Source organism: Psychrobacter sp. Choline-02u-9, from assembly GCF_002836505.1.
Lineage (GTDB): Bacteria > Pseudomonadota > Gammaproteobacteria > Pseudomonadales > Moraxellaceae > Psychrobacter.
The window spans coordinates 117,220-139,136 of the sequence record NZ_PJBF01000054.1 but is presented as its reverse complement, the minus strand read 5'-3'; the positions used below and the strand labels follow the sequence as shown (position 1 = coordinate 139,136).

The following is a 21,917-nucleotide window of genomic DNA, read 5'->3' as shown; positions in this document are numbered from 1 at the left end:
AGCCTTCACCTCTTTCCAGTTCGGCATTACTTGCATTAGTAACCGCCAGAAATGCTCGCTATGGTTGTGCTCAGCTATATGACACAGCTCATGTAATATCACGTAATCAATGCATTCTTTAGGTGCTTTTACTAAGTGCAGATTGAGTATTAGATTACCTTTAGTAGAGCAGCTACCCCATTGCTTCTTCATAGCTAATAGCCTGAAAGCTGGCGTATCAGTTACCCACGTTGCTTTAAGTATTACCGCTTCTAGGCGTTCTATAAAGATAAGCTTGGCTTTAGTTTTATACCACTCGTCAATTAGGCTTTTGACGATAGCAGTTCGCTCTTCAATATTTAATGTAGAATCGCTTTTAGACAATTCTACATTTAACTTACCGCGACTAAGCTTCACAGTGCTATGTATTACATTGGCAGTTTCTATATTGGTTATCACTTTTAACACGTAACGACGGCCTAGATAAAACTGGGTTTCACCGCTAACATAACGTTTGGGCAATACATGATCTTGTTGCTTGGCAAAGTCCTGTAGGCTTTGCCATATCCAGCGCGCACGCTTCATCATCACATCATAAATCACCTCATCGGTAGCATCGTTAGGTGCTGTGGCGACCACACGCTGATCAGGATGTACTTTAATGACTACTTTTCGAGGCTTAGCCTTTTTAGCAATCAGCTTATCGCTTTCAGGCTTACTTATCTTTTCTTTATAAATTACTTCTTTACGCACAACTTCATAGTCAATCTTATATTGACCATAATAAAACACACCATTCTCAGTCATTACCTATTACCCTCTTGCTGCTCTTAGGCTACTTGTCTCTCGAAAGTCCAAGACGGGTAATCTTTAGCACTTCCTCGATGAGCTGTTGCGCTTTGTCGATACCCAAATCCATAAATAACATCGGTAGCAATTTGACACTAATAGCATTTTCGATCTCTGCTGGGTTAATAGAATACTCAGCAACTGCTGTCTTAACGATACTATCAATCTCAAAGGCGTAAGCGACCAGCTTGTCATTATCTAGCTCTTTATCCGCTAAGAAATCAATATCAAATAAGTGTTTAAACAAACCAAAGTACGCCTGAGCATGTTTGTTCAATTTACCACTATCATCGATAAACGCATTCGGTACATCAGCGACATCGCGGTCTTTGACAGCTTGCTCAAAATCAGCAAACATCATGTACTGCTTCACTGGCGCATCGAACATGGCCTTAGCATCCGCAATCGCTTGCTTGAGCAATTTAGAAAAATACTCTTGGGCATAAGGATCATCAGCAAGATCTTGCTCAATCATCTTGGTGACACGACCAGTGATTTTATCGGTTTGGTTGCGCGCTTCATCATCGCTTAATTCTTCAGGCTTAACATCCTTACCTAAGTTACCAACCAAGTAAGCACCTTTTGCCTCACGAACTTCAAGCCCTGCGATATGCTTATCGAGTAAGCTACGAATATCTGCTTCATACTCATCATAATCGACGGTTTCATCAGCATCTTCGCGTACTTGCTTACGTAGATTGATAAAGGCTTTTAGATCGGCTTTGTAGCGATCACGTTTACTATCGAATGATTTGTCTTCAAAGAAAGACGCTGATTGCAACGCAATTTTCATAGCATTAGAAAACGTAGTCAAAGCTGCATAAAAGTCGTCACGTTCTTTGAGCTTGGTATCGACTACCCTACCTTCTATTTCCTGCATTTTTGGTGCAAGTACTTGTCTTAACGCTTGACCATCCTGTTTGTTCTTCACTGATGAGAAGATAGCCCATAAATCACTATGCAGTCTTGGTAGCTGCTTATACTCGGTATCCATCGCGTTATACAGACCCTTAAGATCTTCGATATCAAAGCCACCTTGCGTACGCTCGGCTAAGTCTTGATATTTCTCAATGGTGATATCCAGCTCTTTTAAGATGCCACGATAATCAATCAAATAACCAAAACGCTTTTTCTCATGCAAGCGGTTTACCCGTGCAATCGCCTGAATCAAGTTATGCTGCTTTAGCGGTTTGTCGATATACAGTACGGTATTCTTTGGCTCATCAAAGCCCGTTAGTAGCTTATCGACAACGATCATAATGTCTGGACCATCATCCTGACTAAAGGCTTCTATGATGGCTTTGGTATATGCTTTTTCATCACCGCCATACTCATTAGCAACATTGGCTTGCCACCAGTTCTGAACGATGTCTTTTGATTCCCCATCGACGGTGTCATGCCCCTCACGGGTATCAGGTGGTGACATAGCAACCACTGAGGTCACTTTGCCAATCTTGTCTAAGGCCATTTTATAACGGATAGCTGAGGCTTTAGAGTCACAGGCCAGTTGACCTTTAAGGTGCTGCTGTTTAAAGTTTTGGAAGTGATCAGAGATATCATGAGCGATCAGCTCAATACGACCTTCAACCTGATAGATTTGACCTTTTTGAGAGAACTTACGCTTGAGGTCGGTTTTTTGATCATCGGTAAGCTTTTGGGTAATACGGTCAAACCAAGCATCGATGGCTTGGTCATTGGTATTCAGCTCAGGGATACGCTCTTCGTATAAGAGTGGGGTGACGGTTTTGTCTTTTACCGCTTGCTGCATGGTGTAGGAGTGAATGATGCTACCGAATTTATTCTCAGTCTTATCATCTTTTAGCAATGGCGTACCCGTAAAGGCGATAAAGGCAGCATTTGGCAGGGCTTGTGCCATGCGAATATTGTTCTCACCGTTTTGGCTACGGTGACCTTCATCGACCATGACGATGATATTGGGGCTGTCGTTATAGCACTCATCATATTTAACGGCTGAACCAAACTTATTAATAATGGAGAAGATAACACGTTCATTACCATGACCGATTTGCTGCGCGAGACGGCGACCAGAAGTTGCCATCGCATCCGTTTTGTCGCGATCACTAAGCACACCACCAGAAGCAAAGGTTTTACTAAGCTGAGTTTCAAGATCAACACGGTCGGTAACGATAATGACTCGGCACTTCGCAAGCTCCTCTAACCAAATGAGCGCCTTGGAGAAAAACACCATAGTGAAAGATTTACCACTGCCTGTAGTATGCCAAATCACTCCACCCTCACGACTGCCCTTTTCGTCGAAAGTACTAATACGTTCAATCAAGGCTTTGATACCAAAAACTTGCTGATAACGAGCAACAATTTTGCCCGCCTTTTTATCAAACAAGGTAAACATGCGCGTCATTTCAAGCAAACGCTCAGGCTGTAATAAGCTAATGATAAGGCGGTCTTGGTCGGTAACGACTAGATCACCGCCATCAATCAATGACTGATATTCATCTTTAATAAAGGCAGGACGATGGGCAAACAGACTCTCAACCTGCTCAGGACTGAGCGCTTGATTTTTTAGACGGGCAAACTCAGGCTCAGAGATCTCTTCTTCGACCCACTTCGCCCAAAATTTCTCAGGCGTACCGCAAGTGGCATACAGACCATCATTACCATTAACCGCTAGTAATAACTGGCTATAGGCAAATAGATGCGAGATTTCTTTTTGATGTTGATTGCGAATATGCTGGGATACTGCTTCGGCATTGGTCGATTGCCACTCTCTACTCGAGTCAGGACGTTTGGCTTCAATCACTGCCAGCGGTAAACCATTCACAAAGCAGACGACATCAGGTCTACGGCTACTCGTGCCCTCGCTATTGAGTACTACCAGCTCTTCGGTGAAGTGAAAGCTATTATTATCGATATGATTCCAATCTATCAGAGCGATAGTCTGTGAGGTTTTTTTACCATCGATAAACTCAGTCACCGTCACGCCATAAAGCATAGCGTTATATAGCGCCTCGTTTGCTGCCTGTAAGCCTAAGTTCATGGCAGGGTTTAGCTCATGCATAATCTTATCAATGGCGCTGTCTGATAAAGGATGTAGCTTGCCCTCAAACATAAAAGTTTGCTTGGATAAAAACGTACGCATAATCGGCAATAGCACCACTTGGTCAGTGGCCTTATTTGAGGCAGTCTTTGAGCGCATGGCACTGCATTCGCTGGGTGGAATAAACTGATAGCCTAGCGTGGTGAGCAGTATCAAGGCAGGGATTTTTGAGGCAAATTCTTCTTGAAAGTTAGGCACACCCTGTGTCATACAGTATATCCTTCTTAATATTTTAGTGACTATCAGATCTAGCTATTACACCAAGTTGAATTAATAACTGCTTGAATGAAGGATATAAATCATTAATGTCCTCTATAAAATTGATGTACTTAGAAAGCAATACCGAAGATATCTCTTCCGCTTCATTGGATGTCCTAAGAAAAAGTGAAGCTCCAATTTCGGATTCAAGTTTGATAACAAAGTCTCTAATTAAGGACTTGGACATTATACTTTCTGGTTTAAAATCACCATTAGCATCAGTCCAAGAACGCATAACATCTACAAAAGATAAGTCCTTAAATTCATCTCTATTATTTTTTTGGCTTTTAAAACGCACCTCAACTTCTTTGTTTAAATCGTCATTAGTATCATAAATACTATCAGCCAAATTTTGTAGAACTATGTCAACAGCATCTTCTACTAATGAGGACTGATGTATAACGCTACTAACCAATGAATAAACATACTTTTTCAAAATAATGATATCTGAGAAAACTACTGATTCGATACAGTAACCTTCATGGCTATACGGTTTACAATTTTTTCTTCTTATACCTTCTTTTAAATAATTATCAACTTCTAATGTTGAAAAATCTTTATCAAAAATAACGTTCCATATCTTATCTTTTATAAGGGATGATAGCGTTCGCTTATTATGTTCTATTTTTTGAATAATGTTATCTTTCCCTCTCAGTGGGAAAAAAGCTACTTCTGACAAACAGCCTACTGTAGGATGAATTTCTTTTACTTTATCACTTAGTAACTTGAGGTAACTCTCATCATCTGAACCTTCTACAAAAGCTATGTGTTTAGCTTGATTTAAATTCTCAAGTGATAATATCACTCCACCCAAAGAATTTTTGATAATATCAAAGCTACTTTTATTAATTGGTCTCAACTCACCTAGATTCTTATTCTCTTCACTTAAGAAAAAGACCTCGCCTTCACCGGCATTTGTAACAAACTGGTCATTATGGCTAATTATAAAAAACTGATTATGATCAATACTCTTAAGATGAGCTAAGAGATTTTTTTGAAGCTTAGAATGAATATGTGAGTCTGGCTCATCAACTAATAACAGCTTCAAAGGGGCATCTATAAACTCGATAGTAGCCAGTATTTCCACTATTTGTAAGAAACCACTTCCTTGCAAATGTAAATCGTAAGGTCTAGAACCGTCAACAGAAACATTTAAGCAGACATATTCATCCTTTTCTTTTCTAGTAGTAGCAGGTAAAGAGAATTTCACATCTTTCTCAGTGATCTCAGAAATACTACTCTCTAAGTCACTAATAGATCTTCTTTTAGATATAATTTTATTTCTTAGTACTTCATGCGAAGAACCTTTTTGTATTTTTTTCTTAATTTGAGCCTCGTTATAGTAAGGTTCAAATTGATGTACACCCGACACAGGCCTAGTTTGATAAATAAATATAGCTTCATCTAAATACCTTCCAGTACTACAAAAGTCGTTGGCAAAACTAGCAAAATCTCTTTCTTCTATAGGCTGAACACGAAAAAAAGCATTTTCTATAGAGCTTGGACAAGTTATTTTGAAGCCTAGGTTCCAAACCTGTGCTTCATTATCACTATTAGTTAATGAGATAGTAATCTCTGAACATTTTCCAAGTCCAGGATAGTTTGTGTCATAGAATAAATCGTCATCTTTAGTTATTCGTAAAAAATCTAAATCCTGGTAATTTACATATCGATTCGTAGACTTCTTAACTTTATAAAAACCTTTCCTCGAACTTAGAATATAGGTTTGATAACACTTTTCCCAAAGATGAATTGCTTCAAATATTGTGGACTTACCTGCACTATTCTCACCAATAATAATATTAAAATTAGCATTAGGATATATTGTAATATCTTCAAATGTTTTAAAGTTTTTTAGGCTAATCTTACATATTCTTAATTTCATGCAACCTCCCCATCAACCAAAACCCGCTTCTTACCCGTCAACAACACCTGCATCAGTGCCTTTTTCTCTTGCTGCAAATCAGCTAATTGCTGCTTAAGTAACTCAATTTCTTTATCAGCATTGGTTAATACCGTGGCGATTTTTTGTTGTTCCTTGAATGATGGTAAACAGAGAGTCATAGATTTTAATGCGCCAAAATTCACATATATTTGAGTGCCACCTTGAGAGCGACCAAACACATCAGCACGTACAGGTGTAGAATTTAACAAGAACCAAAAGAACAAGATATCTATACCTTCACTACAAACGATTCTTTCACTTCTTTGATTATAAATATACTTATTATCGGCATCGATTAATATCGTTGAACCAATAATATCTCCAGTCTTCGTTTTATCGTTAAGAACCATGACTAAATCGTTTTTATTCAATAGCTTAGTTTTAGTCTTATCATTGAACTCGACTCTTTGACCTTTATCTATATATCTACCGTCTACCGAATAATTACCGATAGAAATAAAATGATGACTAGCACTATCTTTTACATGTTTTTCTAACGCTGTACCACCTGTGTGATTAATACACTCTCCAAGTGTCACCTCCTCCCACTCACTCTCAAACCGCTTACCCGACTCATCAAGCAAACGCTTTTTACCCGTCAGCAATTGCTGCATCAACGCTTTTTTCTGCTGGGTGCTATTCTCAATCAAACGCTCAGTCGTGCTAATTGCTTTATCCCAAGTAGATAGAATTTTGGCGATTTTTTGTTGCTCGTTAATACAGGTAGGATGAAGAAGCTTAACTTTTTTTAATTCAGCAGACTTTATACCTTTAGCTGTAGAACCTGACGATCTTATATCGATTAATCTCTGACCATGTTCCGAGAGTAAAAAATATAAAAGAAAGTCGGAATGTAGCCGATTGCTGGTTCTTAAAGTAACTGTTCTTTGTGCTACAGCATATCTACCTTTCTCAGGAAAGCGACAAGCCATACCTAAGGGCGCTTCTGTTGTAAATAATATATCGCCAACATCAGGAATACCTCTAGACATCCAATTTTCAAACTCACCTTCATCTACGTACTCTTGATTAGAAAAGTCTAAATATCCAAACCGTACATTTCTCGCAGTAATTAAAGGAATACCATTATCAGCTTTCGGCACTGATTGTCCTCTGTAATCTATTATTTTGTCTAATAGCTTTATCAGGGGTTTTTCCTCCCAACCCTTAGGCACCATATCCCAACTCCTTTAAAAACCCTGCCATCTCATCCTCTAACAGGTTTAACTCAGCTTTAAGAGCCAAACGCTCAGAACGCACCGCGACCAGATCAATCTCCGCCTCTTCCTCGAAGGTATCGACATAGCGTGGAATATTTAGATTAAAGTCATTTTCTTTAATTTCATCAAAGCTCGCTAGATAAGCGTATTTATCAACGCTTTCCCGCGCCTTATAAGTCTCAATAACTTTACTAATATTATCTTCAGTGAGCTGGTTTTGGTTTTTACCTGATTTAAACTCATTGCTCGCATCGATAAACAATACTTTGTTATCAAACTTATTCTTTTTAAACAATAAAATAGCCGCTGGAATACCCGTTCCAAAGAACAGTTTTTCTGGTAAACCTATCACCGTATCTAGCAAGTTTTCTTCTATCAGTTGCTGACGGATTTTACCTTCACTTGACGCACGGAACAGCACGCCATGCGGTACGACCACGCCCATACGACCAGTGTTTGGTTTAAGCGTTTCGATCATATGACTGATAAAGGCATAGTCGCCCTTGGTCTTAGGCGGTACACCGCGATGAAAGCGACCATAGGGATCGCTGCTGGCATCCTCATGACCCCATTTATCCAGTGAAAACGGTGGGTTGGCTGTCACCACATCGAACTGTAATAAGTGCTTGCCGTCTTTGTCCAGTAGCAGCGGATTACGGATGGTATCGCCCCACTCGATACGGTGGTTGTCCTCACCGTGTAGGAACATATTCATCTTGGCCAGTGCCCATGTCGAGCCAATGGCTTCTTGACCGTATAGCGCATACTTCTTAGAATTTGAGTTTTTGCGTACCATTGCCCCGCATTTAATGAGGAGCGACCCTGAACCACAGGCTGGATCACAGATTTCATCGCCTTCGACAGGCTCAAGGATAGTCGCTAGTAAGTTAGATACTTCGGGCGGCGTATAGAACTCGCCAGCCGTCGCCCCACTACTGGCGGCAAAGTGCTTGATTAAAAACTCATAAGCATTACCAATCACATCGAGGCTACCGACACGCTCAACGCTTAGGTTAAGGATGTCTTTACCGAAATCTTCTAACAGATGGCGTAGTAGCTCGTTCTTTTGCTTTTCTTGACCGAGTTTATCAGTGTTAAAGCTAATGTCTTGGAAGACATTTTTGAGCTTGGTGCCGTTAGCTTCTTCGATAGCGTGTAGCGCCTCGTCAATACGTTGACCATTGCCCGGCTGATGACGCTGCTCGTATAAGTCCCAAAAGCTTGCACCTTCAGGCAACACAAAACGCTGCTTGGACATCATAGCGTGGATCAGCTCAGGGTTGTCGCCAAACTGCTCGACCAGCTTGTTGTACTCATCGCGATATACATCAGATAGGTACTTTAGGAACAGCATGGTTAAGATAAAGTCTTTATACGTGTCGGCGCTGATGACCCCACGAAACGTGTCACAGGCGTTCCATACGGCTTTATTGATGTCGTCTTGATTGATTTTGCTAATATTATTAGTGGTGCTGGCAGGCATTTGTTATTCCTTAACGCGCTGGAAAATTGCTGGTTATTATAGTGAGGTAATGATAGCAGGGTCTAAGATGATTGGCAGATGTCATTGCTGAAAAATTCGATTATATAGTTGATTTAGTTTAAAAGTGATACAAGGCAACCGAGTGTAGATGTATATGTAATATTTCAAACGAGGTTAACGCTGTAACTCTTTTATAGAGGATTGACTCTATTAACTTTAATTGTGTACTAACCTGTATTCCCCATTTATCTCTGCGAATCTACTCCTCAATCAGTACATTATTTACTTGTCATTCTCAAACTATTTTTCTAGCTATCTCACCTGCCCTTGCAAGCCAGACTTTAAAACACTTCAAGTAGAACCATCGTAGATTACGTATAAAAGCTTAAAAGTATCACAAGACGTCATTAGCTGTCGCTTAATTTAAGTCTTTGCCCTAAAACCTCATAAATTGGCTTTCAATTATTATTTGGTCCTCGTAAAGTATTAGTGGAGGTCAGCTAAAGGATACATGTAAAGAGCAGGTCATCTATAAGATACTGAATAATTGAGGAAGATATGGATAGGATATCAATAGCTAAGCTTCAGAAAAACACAGTGACGATACATCCAGATATCATTAGTTTGTTCGATATTTATGTTAATCATATTCGACCTTCAATGGGTAGTCATAATATAGAAATGGAGCAAAACCGAGTCTTCTTCAGACCTACATTATTTATTAAAGAAAAGACAGTATGGTCGATGGTCAATAATTTCGAACTCTACTACTTCTTAAAATCATTTAAAATAGATCAGAAGACAGCCAGAAAAGATGCGAGCATAGGTAGCATAAGTGAAGATCAATTAGTGTTTGGCATACCTTTTTATGAATTGATTGACATCATCGGACGGTATAAAAAGAGCTTAGACATAAAACTTATCTATAGTTGCTTAAATGAGATTTTAACTACGAGTATCAATCAAAACTTATTCAGCAAGAATACCTTTCCTATCACTACATTTTGTCAACTCATAAACATCAATGAGCAAACCTATCATAGACGTCCTTCTGAGAGTGTTTTATGATGGAAAATACTGAAAGTATTGATGAACAGTTAGAATGGCTTAGTACTCAAGCAATGACAGATATTGTTAATACACTTAACGATGATGAAACATTTACATATCCAGAAGAAGTTTTAGCTGCCATATCTGCCATAGTAATTTCAGTAAATGATAGCTATGTATATCCGGATGGCTCTGTTCAAAATTTGTTCGAGCGTATCGTACAGATATTACAGAAGGAACCAGTGGCTCGCCGCTATATGGAGACTAGCAAATCAGCACTGGCACAAAAGCCGCTGATGATGCAGCTACTCATTCTCATGCAGAACCCTATAAATAGAGTCCCCCATAATTTTCTAAGAAAAAACCTGATTTGGCTAGCTATAGCAATGCACACAAGCGTACTGCTGATGCCGAATGGTATAAAAAAGCACACTGATAATATATTAATGCAGTTTAAACAAGCTCAGTTTTCAAGCTCTATAAGACGAACGTGGATTTGGCGTGAACTACCCGACTTGTCTCAGATGACTATAAGTGTGGAGTACATATCTACCATTCTCAATAATCTATTAGAGCAGAAAAAAAGTGAGCTTGAAGCATTAACTAACAACCCTATTAGTGACTCAGTCAAAATAAAAAACGAAGAATCTATAGTAAAGGCTAAGCTTAGCCAAATAGATAAGATAACGATTGCCTACCAGCACGCATACAATTTACAGGCAGCAAAACCTAAGCGTAAAAAACCACCAAAAAACAACAGTATCAAGCCTATAAAATTATCCAATGATACTCCGATATATTTGGCTGGTCCCAATACGTTGGCTCATAACTGGGGTAGTACACATAGCGATAATAACTGGAGCAGTACACCGGATGATATCGAGCATAATACTACTGCTGTAGATCTGGAGTTTTTGGACGCCCATACCGAAACTCACGAAGGGTTAACAACGAGTTTCGAAGAGTATGTCGATCACAATGAAGCACCTTATATTAGCTACGACAACTATCCTGACCCTCTCATACAACAGTCTATACCACTACAAAATATTGATTTGTCACTGCAGCAAAACTATATGTCTCAGCGCAATCTTGCGCTCAATTCTAATACACGACTGCTCCCTCTTGTTGGTTACCAATCACTGTTTGCTGCACTACACCAAGACGCCAAGTCTTTACCAGAAGCAGAAACATATAAAGTCTGCGCTGGTATTCTATTACTCTCAATGCTCACTGGTCTTCCATTTAAATCGTTGCTCATATCAGGTTATATCGGACATCCTAGTATTTTTGGTATATACGATAAAAGAGCTTACATCAAACATAGCCTTGGTATTACTAAACGCCCTATTAGTCAGACATTAACAAAGCAAGATTACGAAAACCACTCTGATGACATCAAAATCCCACTACCCTTATGGCTAATTGATAACCTGATTGCTTGCAAATTGCCTGTGAAAGCGGACTTTATAGCTTATCTCGCTGACTTACGTGGTAGCCTTGGTCTATCTTACCTTTCAGTCAATCGAATAGAAACGGCTTTACACGTCGTACTCTCTCGCTATACGCCAAATTGCCATGCACATATCGCCGATATTATTTGCCGCACGGCCGCGCCTCATGCTCCAGCAATGTACTACAGCAGCCATACCAGTGAGGAACTCCTTGCACACTATAAATCAGCATTGAGCGTATTTAATAGTCATAGTGACTTTGACTTAACTTATATCACCCCTTGGCATAAATATACGGTGGGCTCAGCATTTGCGCTGAAGATTGGAACAGTTTGCGACATCTTAAATGAGATGAAGTACTGGACCGATCAAAGTTCAAACGATGAGGAGCACTTTAATAGAACCAGTCTCTTTGTATGGTTTGTCTTTTGCCTTTTAACTGGCGTGCGACCAAATAATGGTCTTGGAAAAATGTGCGATATCGATCTCGATATGGGCTGGCTTGTTATCAATGATAAACCCGTTAAAAAAGTGCAAACTGATCGGCTAATTCCATTATGCCCTACTGTTGTACGCCTTCTAATAGAATATAGAAACTATTTGAGTGACTATGAAACTAGACATCCATCAAACCAGAAAATCAGCGAAACTATTAAGAATATTGGCTTAGGTAACGATGAAGCACTATTAAAGCTCTTATCTGCAAGTATAAATCACTTAAAAGATATTAAGCGCGGTGATGCCTATCATATGACTAAAGATATTATTGATGCCAATCCTTATTGGACAAGGCACTTCGTACGTACGCAGCTTGAGAAACGTGGCGTTCAGCTTCCACTCATTAACACTATTATTGGTCATGAAAAGTCTCGACAAGAAGTATTGGGACGTTTCTCATCGTGCAGTAAAGCAGATATCAGGCGTGTTGCACCTATATTTGAGCAGATGGCTGAGTATTTAGGGTTAAATATTATAGAAATTAAAAGCTATTCTAAACTCAGTCGTATACAGAGAAGACATATAGGGGTAGATCATGCTAATAGATAATATCCATCTGCCAAAAATTATTGATGGCTTCGCAAAATTTGATGGTAGAAAAAAGCGCTATGTACTATATCCTTCGCTACTTAACGATAGTAACCCTGCAAGAAAACGTGAATTACAGCTATTAGTAGATCTACAGACCCAGTGGGAACTCTTACTTGAAATACATCCTGGCAACATTAGGTTCGTCCAATCTTTTAATAAATATTACGGGCACTACAAACAAGTACTTTGGCCAGATAGTCGCACCTTTTTAGCTATACCGAACCCTGTAAGTTTTGCTGATGAGTTATGGTTACTAGAAAGCCAGATGCTAGGTCAGTTTCAGCGTGATTTTACTGATAAGCTAAAGCCTTTATCGGACGAAGGGTTCGATAAGTTTCAAGAGATTGTTCAGAATAAAATTTCTCAAGCTTATAAAACTACCAAAACACTAAAACAAGCATGGCAAACCGTTAGTCAGTTTATCGATTATCAAAATAAGCACTATATGCTTGCTGAGCATCACTATCCTAAGATAATCGCGCCACAGCCTATAAAGTTTAACCCATTAATTACTGATAAAAGCTGGGTTAAAAACGGTAAGGTGCTAGTCAAAATTGTTCGCGCAGTAGAGCATAATTGGGAGCAAACAGCCGATTATAGCCAAGATCAGATTATTGGCTGGCTGATATTCTCAGGAATTGTATATGGCGGTATCAATGAGGTGCAAATGCTACAAGGGTGGCTTACCTCATTGCTCGCCAAAGAGTATCAGCCATTTATCAAAGAAAGGATAATGGTCTCGCCGCGCTTTGTGCAAAAGCGCTTTGGTAACGAGCGCGAAGAAGGTAGTGACAAGCTTTATAACACCAAGCAAATCGTTGTAGATATGGTCAGTCAGTGTTGGTTGATGAATTACCATAAAAGCAGCAGTCCAGCAGAGACCACACATATCATTGCCAAGCTGTCAGAAGATAAGATCAAACAATACTTGACCATGGTTTTGTCTGATTTGATCAAGCCTTTAAATATTGACTTGCCTCCCTTTCTAAGGTTTTTACGTTACGCCAGTTATTACTGGGAGGGTCTCGATGACGCTGATATTGATCATGCTTCAGTTGGGGTACTGCGAGGTATGCATAACACTGCAGGACTGAGTACGCAGGACTTTTATTGGTTTTTGAATCAGAAATATCAGCATACAAATGAACCTTATGATCTAGAACATATTTTAACGCTGTCTATCAGCAAAAACTCTACTAATCAAAAAGAAAAAACTAACCTTTCTACCAAAAAGATAGAGGTTAGAAAGTCTGATTTGATTGTAAATCTCACTAAAGACTTCAAAATGGATGAAAAACAGAAAAAGCAAAAAACCAGTAAAAAGCCGCCTACCCTTATCGAAAGAGTACAAAAACGTTATAAGCAATACGATGATTTAAGTGAAAAGATTTTATTAGATTGGGTACTCAGTTTGCTAAGCCGAAAAGGACCACCGAACAACGTAACTATTTTGAAATATCTTAGAACTATAGGCTATGAATGGTTATATTTCACAACAGCGCAGCCGCTTGATATTTGGTCAGAGGAAGAGTTTGAAGAGCTCTATGAAGATATTTTAGAATACAAAGCTGTCGTACGTAATAATACTGACATTGGATACTCTGCCGATTTATTGCAGAGGATGCACGACTTTGCTAAGGAAAAATACAACCTACCCTCCGTGAACTTCCAACACGCCAAAAATGGTCGGCGTGTACGTGCGGAGCTGATATCACCGCAAGCGTACCAAGCCATTATTACGCAGATACTGGGTTCTGTAGATATATTGGAGCGGGAGATGTTCGCGCTTTTATTTATCTTAGTCTATCGTACTGGGATGCGCAAAAAAGAGCTGTTGGGACTTAAGTATAATGATATCGAAGGTCTAAAGGCAGCCACACCCTCAGTAGTGATAAGGCCCAATAGCTACCGTCCAACTAAGACTCAAAGTAGTATTCGCCGCGTTCCCTTATTTGCTCTCCTCAAACCTAATGAGCTGAATTTTTTTATTAACTTTGTGCAAACCAATATCGGCGGTCATTCAAACAAATTTATCTTTACCTTATCATCAGAGCAACGCCCTATTGATGACCATGTTCCGTTAAAATTACTCAAACGAATCTTAAAAGACATATCGGTAGATGATAATGTTACAGACCATACTTTTCATGGGTTTAGGCATACGGCAGTGAGTAACCTATCTCTGGTGCTAGTAGGCCATTCAGGTCTCGTAGAAGCCCTTACCGATTATGACGAAAGCGACGTACTTCGCATCAAACAAGGCATACTCGGAGAGCATATTAATGCACAAGATCGCTGGTATGCTCTCTCAGGTATTATGGGCCACTTATCGCCTGAGCGGAGCTTTGAATATTACAACCATTTTGCCACGCTGATGGCGACTTATGCGCTTAGTAAAGCAGATATAACATTGCCAGAGCGTACGCTGTATAACGTAACAGGTTTTACGAACAAAAAACTTAAGGAGAATAATGCAACTGTTAGTAATAGTAGCGTCAGCATACCTAGTATACGTACACTTTTATTTAAAAATATCATAGAGGGAAAACGCAAGTCACCGAAATTTACGATCGAAAGCTGTGATAAGCAATTTCTCTTGAGTACCAATACGCAAGCCAATAATGAGCTGTTTGGTCGTTATGGTCTAAACCGAGTACAGCTGCTGCTACAGACTTATGATAAAGAGATGCCATTAAGTAAGGCCGCCCAGTTAGCAAATATTTCTATTCACGATGCAAAGGTTCTAATAGAACGTGCTAGCGAGATTACCGACATCTCTACCAAACGCGGCAAACCTCGCTTTGTTAAGCTATCAAATTCAAATACCCCTGTACTGAGTCCACTGAACATTCAATACCAAAGTGACTTAAGGTTGCTATCGCTTTTGTTAAGTAATGCTTACCGTCTACGAGAAAAATCAGAGACTGATTGGACTTGGTTTATTGAGATATGTCGTGAAAAACTGTCTAATAGCCGAGCATACCTACCATTTAGAAAAGAAGATGAGAAGGAGTTGCAGCGGTTCATTGGTATTGCTGAGAAACTACTACCTTTGAAGCGTTGGCTAGTGAGTAGCAACGAAGATTTATTGATGAAAACTATGTCATCTACTGACTATCAAGACATTAGGCAGCAGTCTAATGATTCGAAAAATGCTCTCCATATTGGTATTGCTAGTCAAGACCATAGAGAACAGACGAATAAATGGCAATACTCGCCCCTACTACGCTTTTTTGTGCATATGATGCTGATTACAGACGAGAAACTATCTATTGGAATTTTTGAGCAGACAGATGGATAAGAATTTAATGGCAGATTTGGTAAAAGGGCTTGATACTGAGTGAGACACTTAACAAGACAACTTAAGCAATTCAAAGTATTAACATTAACTAGAAAAGTTCAAATAGTCATTCTGCTATTAACTTGGATATCGCTAGTAATTTGGGCAATACTGAGTTGGCAAGGTAGAGACTTCCCTTTAGAGTCTGAGCTTAATTATAGTGAAGGTATTGTAGGCAGTTTGGACGTAGATGAGGGAAATCACATTTTTATGTTGTTAGATCTCAGTAATCTTAACCGTAAAGAAGTATATGGGTGCAGCTATTCAGCTTTTGATACTGACTCCTCTTGTTTTGGCAAAAAATATTTAGAACCGATTGAAGGTAAAAAAGCCGTGATAGGGTGGTATATACAGAAAGATTTTATAGGGTTTCATAATGGAATTAGACAGATGGTAAGTCTTAATGTGGAAGATGTCGAAGCTGGCATTAAGGAGGTAATCACCTATCAAGGGACTTTAGACGCTATAAAGGGTATGAACATCTACGTGAATGCGGGTTATATTATATTTATAGCATTCTTTTCTTACTGGTTTTGGCGTTTTATGGATTTTATAGAGTGAAAAGGATACGGTTCCCTAGTGAGGACTTGGATCTTTGGCTGGGGGCTAATGGTAGAAAGGTTTTAACTCGCTGAAATACTCACAGTGTACTTCATGGTGTACAAAACGTTAGATTATCAAGCTTAAAAAGCCTTGGATAGAACTATTGCTGAAGTTTTAAGGAGCCTTTCCCAAACTTTGTGTAACTGCTTATAATCCATTAACAGGAGAATAAGCAATGACTAACCAAAACGACATTAAAAAACTGGCCCAGCAGATGGCTGGTAGCATGAAAAGCTGAGAGCATCCTACATTTTGTGTAATTATTGATGAAAGCCACATAGCTGTTACACAGAATATAGGATGCTCTCCATTATTAAGCTTACATACCTATAGGATAGATACTTCTAGCCAATATGGAGGTGTTTTTCCTTTAGAAGCTTGAGAACGTGGCTGAAGAATACGCAATTCATATTTACCTGAATATGGAAGCGTGTAATAACCTTGGTTATCTAGTTCAGAGGAATATTCTCCTACATTGACAGAATCTGATAGATTCTTATTAAATAAATAAGAATCTACATTCCCTCCCGTTGTTTTAACAGAAAGCTTTTGGTTCTTTTTGGCATAAAATGTATAGGAATCGTACTTACTACCCTTTAATTTCCCATAATAGTTAGCTGAACTAGCGCCTTTTTTAAATTGAACATCAACAGTTTTAGCCACTGCATCTGAAGATGCGGCCATTACTGTAGGACTTACCATTAGAACAGGAAGCGCAATTAGAATAGCAGCCGTTAAGTTTTTCATATTTTAAACACTCAAACAGTAAAAAAACGATTTTATCTTACTCCACACTGTCAACCTTTATAGATATGTTATATTAGTATTACTAATATAGAGAGTACGTTGGTAAGTTACTGAATAAGGCCACCTGTAACGACCCTAACTTCTAGTTCTACCGTAAACCTACCTATGGTAGTAAAAACCTGAATTTCATCACGTAAACAAAGAGAACACTGCTAAATAGTGGTGTTCTCTTATTATATTTAAAGGAAAAATTATGCGTTCTTTGCTTCTAACGACAATGTGCTTAACGGGCAGCTTAGCTCTAGTGGCTTGTAATAACCATCGTGCCGACACCACGGATCTGAGTAAGCAGCCTACGATAGAAGCGCCGGTAGCGTCAGGGGCATTTACTGCTTTTGGAAACAAAGGGAAAATTTGGCGAATAGTGATTGAAGGAAATGAGCTAAGTATAGAGGCAAATTTCTTAAAGCCAACGACAGCAACAGTTACCGTGGTGGGTTCTGGTTCTGTCAATACTGAAGGTGTCGAATACGCGAGTACTGTCAATGGACAGCCTATTGTTGTGAATATAAAAAATAACCTTTGTATCGATGACAATGGCTATCAAAATGAATTTACTGCAATATTAACTTACGCAGGCGAAGTATATCAGGGTTGTGCCGTTGCCGGTGCAATAGAAATTGCGCCCACATAGAAGATAAGCCTAACCTATGAATAAACCATTGAAAAAATTTAGCCTAGTATTCTTACCATCATTTTTGTGGGTCGTATTAACTGGGCTAGGATTTGGCTCTCAAAGTCTATCTAATTTGATTGAAATTATAGGAATTTTTATAGTATCTGTGCTGTGTTTATTTATCCCAGAACGATTTATAAAATATCAACACCTTCTTCTGATACTCTTAATAATCACTGCCTTAGTGCGTTTTTTAACCCCATATATACCGGAATAATATTAAACCAGTTGGCTATCTGAACCGCCCCGACTATATCGGAGAGCGTTTTATTTGAGTCAGGCAACTTTGCCTGATTCATTAAGACTATCATAATATTGCTTTTCAAACTCAAAAAGTGATACATAACCAATCGTACTATGCATTATCATATGAATTACCCGCGTTCCAACAAAGGTAATAGCGCCAGAATCAGCCATCTTATCAGTATAACGAATAGATAAATACTGAACGCCTCTATCACTACGATGAATAACGTCTTTTGGGTTGTTTCTGTCTGCAATGGCTTGATTTAACGCTGCCATCACCATATCGATGTTCATACGATTAGACACCTTCCAGCCAACAATACGACGGACAAACACATCTATAATAAACGCAGTATACCCTAGCGGAACCAGCTATTTCACCCTTCGAACCTATTAACAGGCCACTTAAAACAGACTGCTATAATGGAACCACTTATAACAGTCTATTTTGGGTGTTTATGTTTATCAGAGCGTATTTATGAGCATCTATCAAAGATGCAAGATGCTAAGCGTGCCAAAAGCGAACTCATAGCATTTGCCAACGATCATGGCCACAAAATTGCCGCCTTTTATGTCGAAAACGAATCAGGAGCTACCTTGGTGCGATCCAAGCTTATGCAACTGATTGAAGATACTCATAAGGGCGATGTGATCTTAGTTGAGCTAATTGACCGATTGGCGCGTTTGAACCAAGCTGATTGGGATACGCTCAAAAGAATGTTATCAGAAAAAATCTCTCTATCGTATCAAAAGAGCTGCCGACCTCATAATATTGCATGCTATTAATTCGATGATGCTAGATATGCTCGCTGCTATTGCTAGAAAGGATTATGAGGATCGCCGAAACCGTCAGATGCAAGGTATTGCTCGTGCTAAGGCAGAAGGTAAGTATTCATGGTCGAAAATTCAGGTTAAATAGAACATTTCATTACATTATTCACGCTAGTATTTGACTAGGTTAAAACCAATACAATTAGCTTGAGATGCGTTAAGCGACATTTAATACACGTAAAGTAATGGATTAGATATGACCGAAAGAGTAACAAATAAAGCAATTTTCAGTAGTAGAATTTTTTCAATTAATTATGTTACCTACCCTACTAACCACAGCGTTATGAGACACTGTGACCCCGTGCGAAAAGGCCGTTATTACAAATTAAACTTTGTCTTAATTCAGCCTAAAGTTGGTGGTGTGTTCGAGTGCTCAAACTGTATTATAAACCTGTTTGACAGAGTTTATTTTTTTCGTCCCGATAAGTATGAACACAGTGTCTCACGAATTCAGTCTGGTAAACGCGTGTTATTGAGTTTTGCTTTGAATATTTAGCCAAAGCTTATTAAAGCTGGGCAAACTGTCGAATTATTTTTCTTGGGCTTTTTATTAGCGAAACCTGTTGTTTTATACAGTGTTTGATCTAGCAATGTTATATTTGCTTTACTAAGCGCATAGGTCGCCATCAAAGTGGCAAAACGGTTGTAATCCTCAAAGTTGCGCTCAAGCGATAAGTGCTCCATAACTACTTCTATAGTCATCAATAAACTGAACCATTATTTGGGTGGACAGTCGAGCTCCGCCTGGGTGAAAAAAGCGGCAGCCTTACATATAATCTCGTTGGCTTGATTGAGCTTTATATTCTCGCGTTCAAGCATTTCTGATGCGCTCTCTGTCACTTTGAGCTTGCACTGAGACAGGAATGGTTTGATCGATGTGCTTTTTGTGCCACGATCCTAGGGCTTTAGGTATGCAGCCAATCTTAGGGGCAATGATTTAAATAGCTTACCAGTTAGATGTATATTCATTTGCTGCTTCAATAAGCATGCGAACGGAGCGTTCTTTAATCTCAGGAGTGTAGGTTCGTCTTTTCATTGTCATATTTTCCTAGAATATTGAGTCTCCGACAATACTGGGACGGCTCAGTATATAGCGTTAGACCCTACGCTAGTATGAAAAATGTCTATTACACCTGAAAATCCAAGATTTAATGCCAATGTTTACATTTACTAGTCTTTCCAATTCCAGGATTAAAGCTATTAGTTGGATCGAGAGTTTTTAAATGTTCCTGATACTCTGTTGAAGCATGATATATATGTCCGACATTATGTTCTGCAGGATATGTTGCTCCTCGTTGCTCTAGATAAGCCAAAACCTCATTTTTAAATTGATGAGCATCTACATCTTCTTTTAACAAGTAATCTTGATGGCAAACAAAACAGAAAAAGTGACCACAACAGCTTTCCATCATTACTTGTTGTTGAAGATGCTCAGGCAGATCAATTAACCACTTTTGATCATTACGACGCAAGGCAATATCAAATGAGACTAGACGTTCGTTAGGGTCGACCCCCTCACTTTCACAGTAGTAAATGAGGCCACCTCCAATTGCAAAACGAATCAAAAAGGCATTCTTTTCTTCTTTTGGGGTACATCGAAAAAACTGTTCTACTTCTCCTTTAAAAAAATTAGTTAGTAGTTGTTGAAGTTCATCTTGCTGCACTTGTTCAGTTTTAATCACTAAATGATGTTGATATTTTTTCTGAAATTTCTGTAATCGAGGTTCAATCCATGTAGGTGTTAGACTATTAAATAATTGAATACAACGATCAAAAATATTGTTAGGCAATAACGGTACAGATTTGAAAAAACGATCTAGCTTGGCTTTTAGGGCAAATAAAGTAGGAATTTTTTCTGCCCCGAAAATATCAATTATTTTATACATATGTTTGGCATAACGCTGAGTCAGTTCAAATGCCTGATGATGAATATACTCGGCCTGATTTGGTAGAACTGTGAGATTTTCTAGTAAGTATTTACGCAATTGAATCAGCTCAACTTCGTCATTGCTACTGATAAAATAAGAAGTTGAGTTTGATCCAGATTCAAAGGTCGGTAAACGCACAGCAAAGACAGCAAGTTTACCTGAGCAACCTGAACTTTCATGTAAATATGCTGGATTTCCATTATAACGTGTCGGCGTCGGTGACGTAGTATCACGCAAGTTCTCGGCATATTTTTCAGCCCAGATTTGACCATCCCAGTCTTCCGCTTGATTAAACACACAATTTTGTTGTTCTAAATTTTGAAAGACTTGTTCAGGTGTTTCACCGAGCTCAATACCTAGATGATTTACAAGCTGTAAGCTACCATACTCATCAATTTGGGCAAATAGGGACTTTTCGGTATAGGCAGGACCACGACGAATTAAGGAACCTCCTGAGTTGTTACAAATTCCGCCAATAACAGAAGCACCAATGCATGAGGAACCAATCACCGAATGTGGCTCACGCTTATAAGGCTTTAAAGCATTTTCCAACTCAGTCAAAGTCGTGCCAGGAAAGGCTAAAACCTGCTGTGCATTATCTAATAATTTTAAACCCTTCAACCGACGAGTGCTAATGACAATCACATCGCGGTCATAATCATTATCATCGGGAGTTGACCCACCTGTTAAACCTGTATTGGATGCCTGTAAAATTACGATTACATCATGTTTTACACAGCTCTCTAGTGTTCGCCATAGTACCAATAAGGTATCTGGAAGAACAACCCCAATCGCGTCCCCTTTACCCACCCGAAATCCCTTCAGATAACGTGCTTTATCATTTGCTCTATAAAGGACTTTATCTGAACCTAAAGTTCGTGACAATTCATTAATCAGTTGATGTTGTATGGTCATTAAAAGTTTTACTCTAGATGGGTTTATATTAAATCCACAGTGATAACTTCAATTAAAGTTGGCTACCTAGAATTTTTAGTATGAGCCTTTTATGTGCTGTCTAATTTAATTATGCTACTACAGTGCTATAAGTTCTTATATTCTTGGTCATAGTAAACTCTTCATCGA

12 protein-coding genes and 2 pseudogenes are annotated in these 21,917 nt (G+C 39.0%); 5 read left to right on the top strand and 9 right to left on the bottom strand.

Features of this window, described 5'->3' with window-relative positions; translation table 11 throughout:
* From CXF69_RS08815 to CXF69_RS08795, 5 genes are all read right to left on the bottom strand, one after another.
* A partial coding sequence (locus CXF69_RS08815; protein ID WP_102083177.1) for a M48 family metallopeptidase occupies positions 1 to 786 on the bottom strand: 786 nt, incomplete at its 3' end.
* A 28-nt stretch (positions 787 to 814) separates the two neighbouring features.
* The gene (locus CXF69_RS08810; RefSeq protein ID WP_102078524.1) at positions 815 to 4,114 is read right to left on the bottom strand and encodes a type I restriction endonuclease subunit R; all 3,300 of its coding nucleotides are present in this window, start codon (positions 4,112 to 4,114) and stop codon (positions 815 to 817) included.
* 22 nt (positions 4,115 to 4,136) lie between these two features.
* Entirely contained in the window at positions 4,137 to 6,047 is a 1,911-nt protein-coding gene (locus CXF69_RS08805; RefSeq protein ID WP_102078525.1) for an ATP-dependent nuclease, read from the bottom strand.
* On the bottom strand, positions 6,044 to 7,285 hold the full coding sequence (locus CXF69_RS08800) for a restriction endonuclease subunit S (protein ID WP_102078526.1): 1,242 nt from the start codon (positions 7,283 to 7,285) through the stop codon (positions 6,044 to 6,046). The genes CXF69_RS08805 and CXF69_RS08800 overlap by 4 nt, the downstream gene beginning before the upstream one ends.
* On the bottom strand, positions 7,275 to 8,810 hold the full coding sequence (locus CXF69_RS08795) for a type I restriction-modification system subunit M (protein WP_102078527.1): 1,536 nt from the start codon (positions 8,808 to 8,810) through the stop codon (positions 7,275 to 7,277). Before CXF69_RS08795 ends, CXF69_RS08800 begins: the two co-directional genes overlap by 11 nt.
* A gap of 1,064 nt (positions 8,811 to 9,874) precedes the next feature.
* On the opposite strand from CXF69_RS08795, the gene CXF69_RS08785 reads away from it, so the two are divergent.
* The 3 genes from CXF69_RS08785 to CXF69_RS08775 are packed head-to-tail and all read left to right on the top strand — an operon-like array spanning position 9,875 to position 16,304.
* A complete protein-coding gene (locus CXF69_RS08785; protein WP_102078529.1) occupies positions 9,875 to 12,361 on the top strand; it encodes a site-specific integrase in 2,487 nt (828 codons plus the stop codon).
* Positions 12,348 to 15,704 carry a tyrosine-type recombinase/integrase gene (locus CXF69_RS08780; protein ID WP_102078530.1) on the top strand — a complete coding sequence of 1,119 codons (3,357 nt, stop codon included), beginning with the start codon at positions 12,348 to 12,350 and terminating at the stop codon, positions 15,702 to 15,704. Before CXF69_RS08785 ends, CXF69_RS08780 begins: the two co-directional genes overlap by 14 nt.
* 39 nt (positions 15,705 to 15,743) lie before the next feature.
* Positions 15,744 to 16,304 carry a hypothetical protein gene (locus CXF69_RS08775; RefSeq protein WP_102078531.1) on the top strand — a complete coding sequence of 187 codons (561 nt, stop codon included), beginning with the start codon at positions 15,744 to 15,746 and terminating at the stop codon, positions 16,302 to 16,304.
* A gap of 369 nt (positions 16,305 to 16,673) precedes the next feature.
* Here the strand turns inward: CXF69_RS08775 and CXF69_RS08770 are convergent, their stop codons facing one another.
* Positions 16,674 to 17,093 (bottom strand): PPC domain-containing protein, encoded by a 420-nt coding sequence (locus tag CXF69_RS08770; RefSeq protein ID WP_039255596.1) that lies wholly within the window; start codon positions 17,091 to 17,093, stop codon positions 16,674 to 16,676.
* Positions 17,094 to 17,346: 253 nt separating this feature from the next.
* On the opposite strand from CXF69_RS08770, the gene CXF69_RS08765 reads away from it, so the two are divergent.
* Positions 17,347 to 17,787, top strand: a complete 441-nt coding sequence (locus tag CXF69_RS08765) for a hypothetical protein (RefSeq protein WP_102078532.1) — start codon at positions 17,347 to 17,349, stop codon at positions 17,785 to 17,787.
* Between the two features lie 318 nt (positions 17,788 to 18,105).
* On the opposite strand, the pseudogene CXF69_RS08760 reads toward CXF69_RS08765, so the two are convergent.
* A pseudogene (locus CXF69_RS08760) lies at positions 18,106 to 18,432 on the bottom strand (DDE-type integrase/transposase/recombinase); the annotation flags it as partial.
* Between the two features lie 101 nt (positions 18,433 to 18,533).
* On the opposite strand from CXF69_RS08760, the pseudogene CXF69_RS14510 reads away from it, so the two are divergent.
* Positions 18,534 to 18,967: pseudogene (locus CXF69_RS14510) on the top strand (recombinase family protein); the annotation flags it as partial.
* Between the two features lie 431 nt (positions 18,968 to 19,398).
* On the opposite strand, the gene CXF69_RS08745 reads toward CXF69_RS14510, so the two are convergent.
* Both CXF69_RS08745 and dld read right to left on the bottom strand, forming a co-directional pair.
* Positions 19,399 to 19,608 carry a hypothetical protein gene (locus CXF69_RS08745; protein ID WP_145990084.1) on the bottom strand — a complete coding sequence of 70 codons (210 nt, stop codon included), beginning with the start codon at positions 19,606 to 19,608 and terminating at the stop codon, positions 19,399 to 19,401.
* A 446-nt stretch (positions 19,609 to 20,054) separates the two neighbouring features.
* Positions 20,055 to 21,749, bottom strand: a complete 1,695-nt coding sequence (gene dld / locus CXF69_RS08740) for a D-lactate dehydrogenase (protein WP_102083176.1) — start codon at positions 21,747 to 21,749, stop codon at positions 20,055 to 20,057.
* Positions 21,750 to 21,917: the final 168 nt, after the last annotated feature.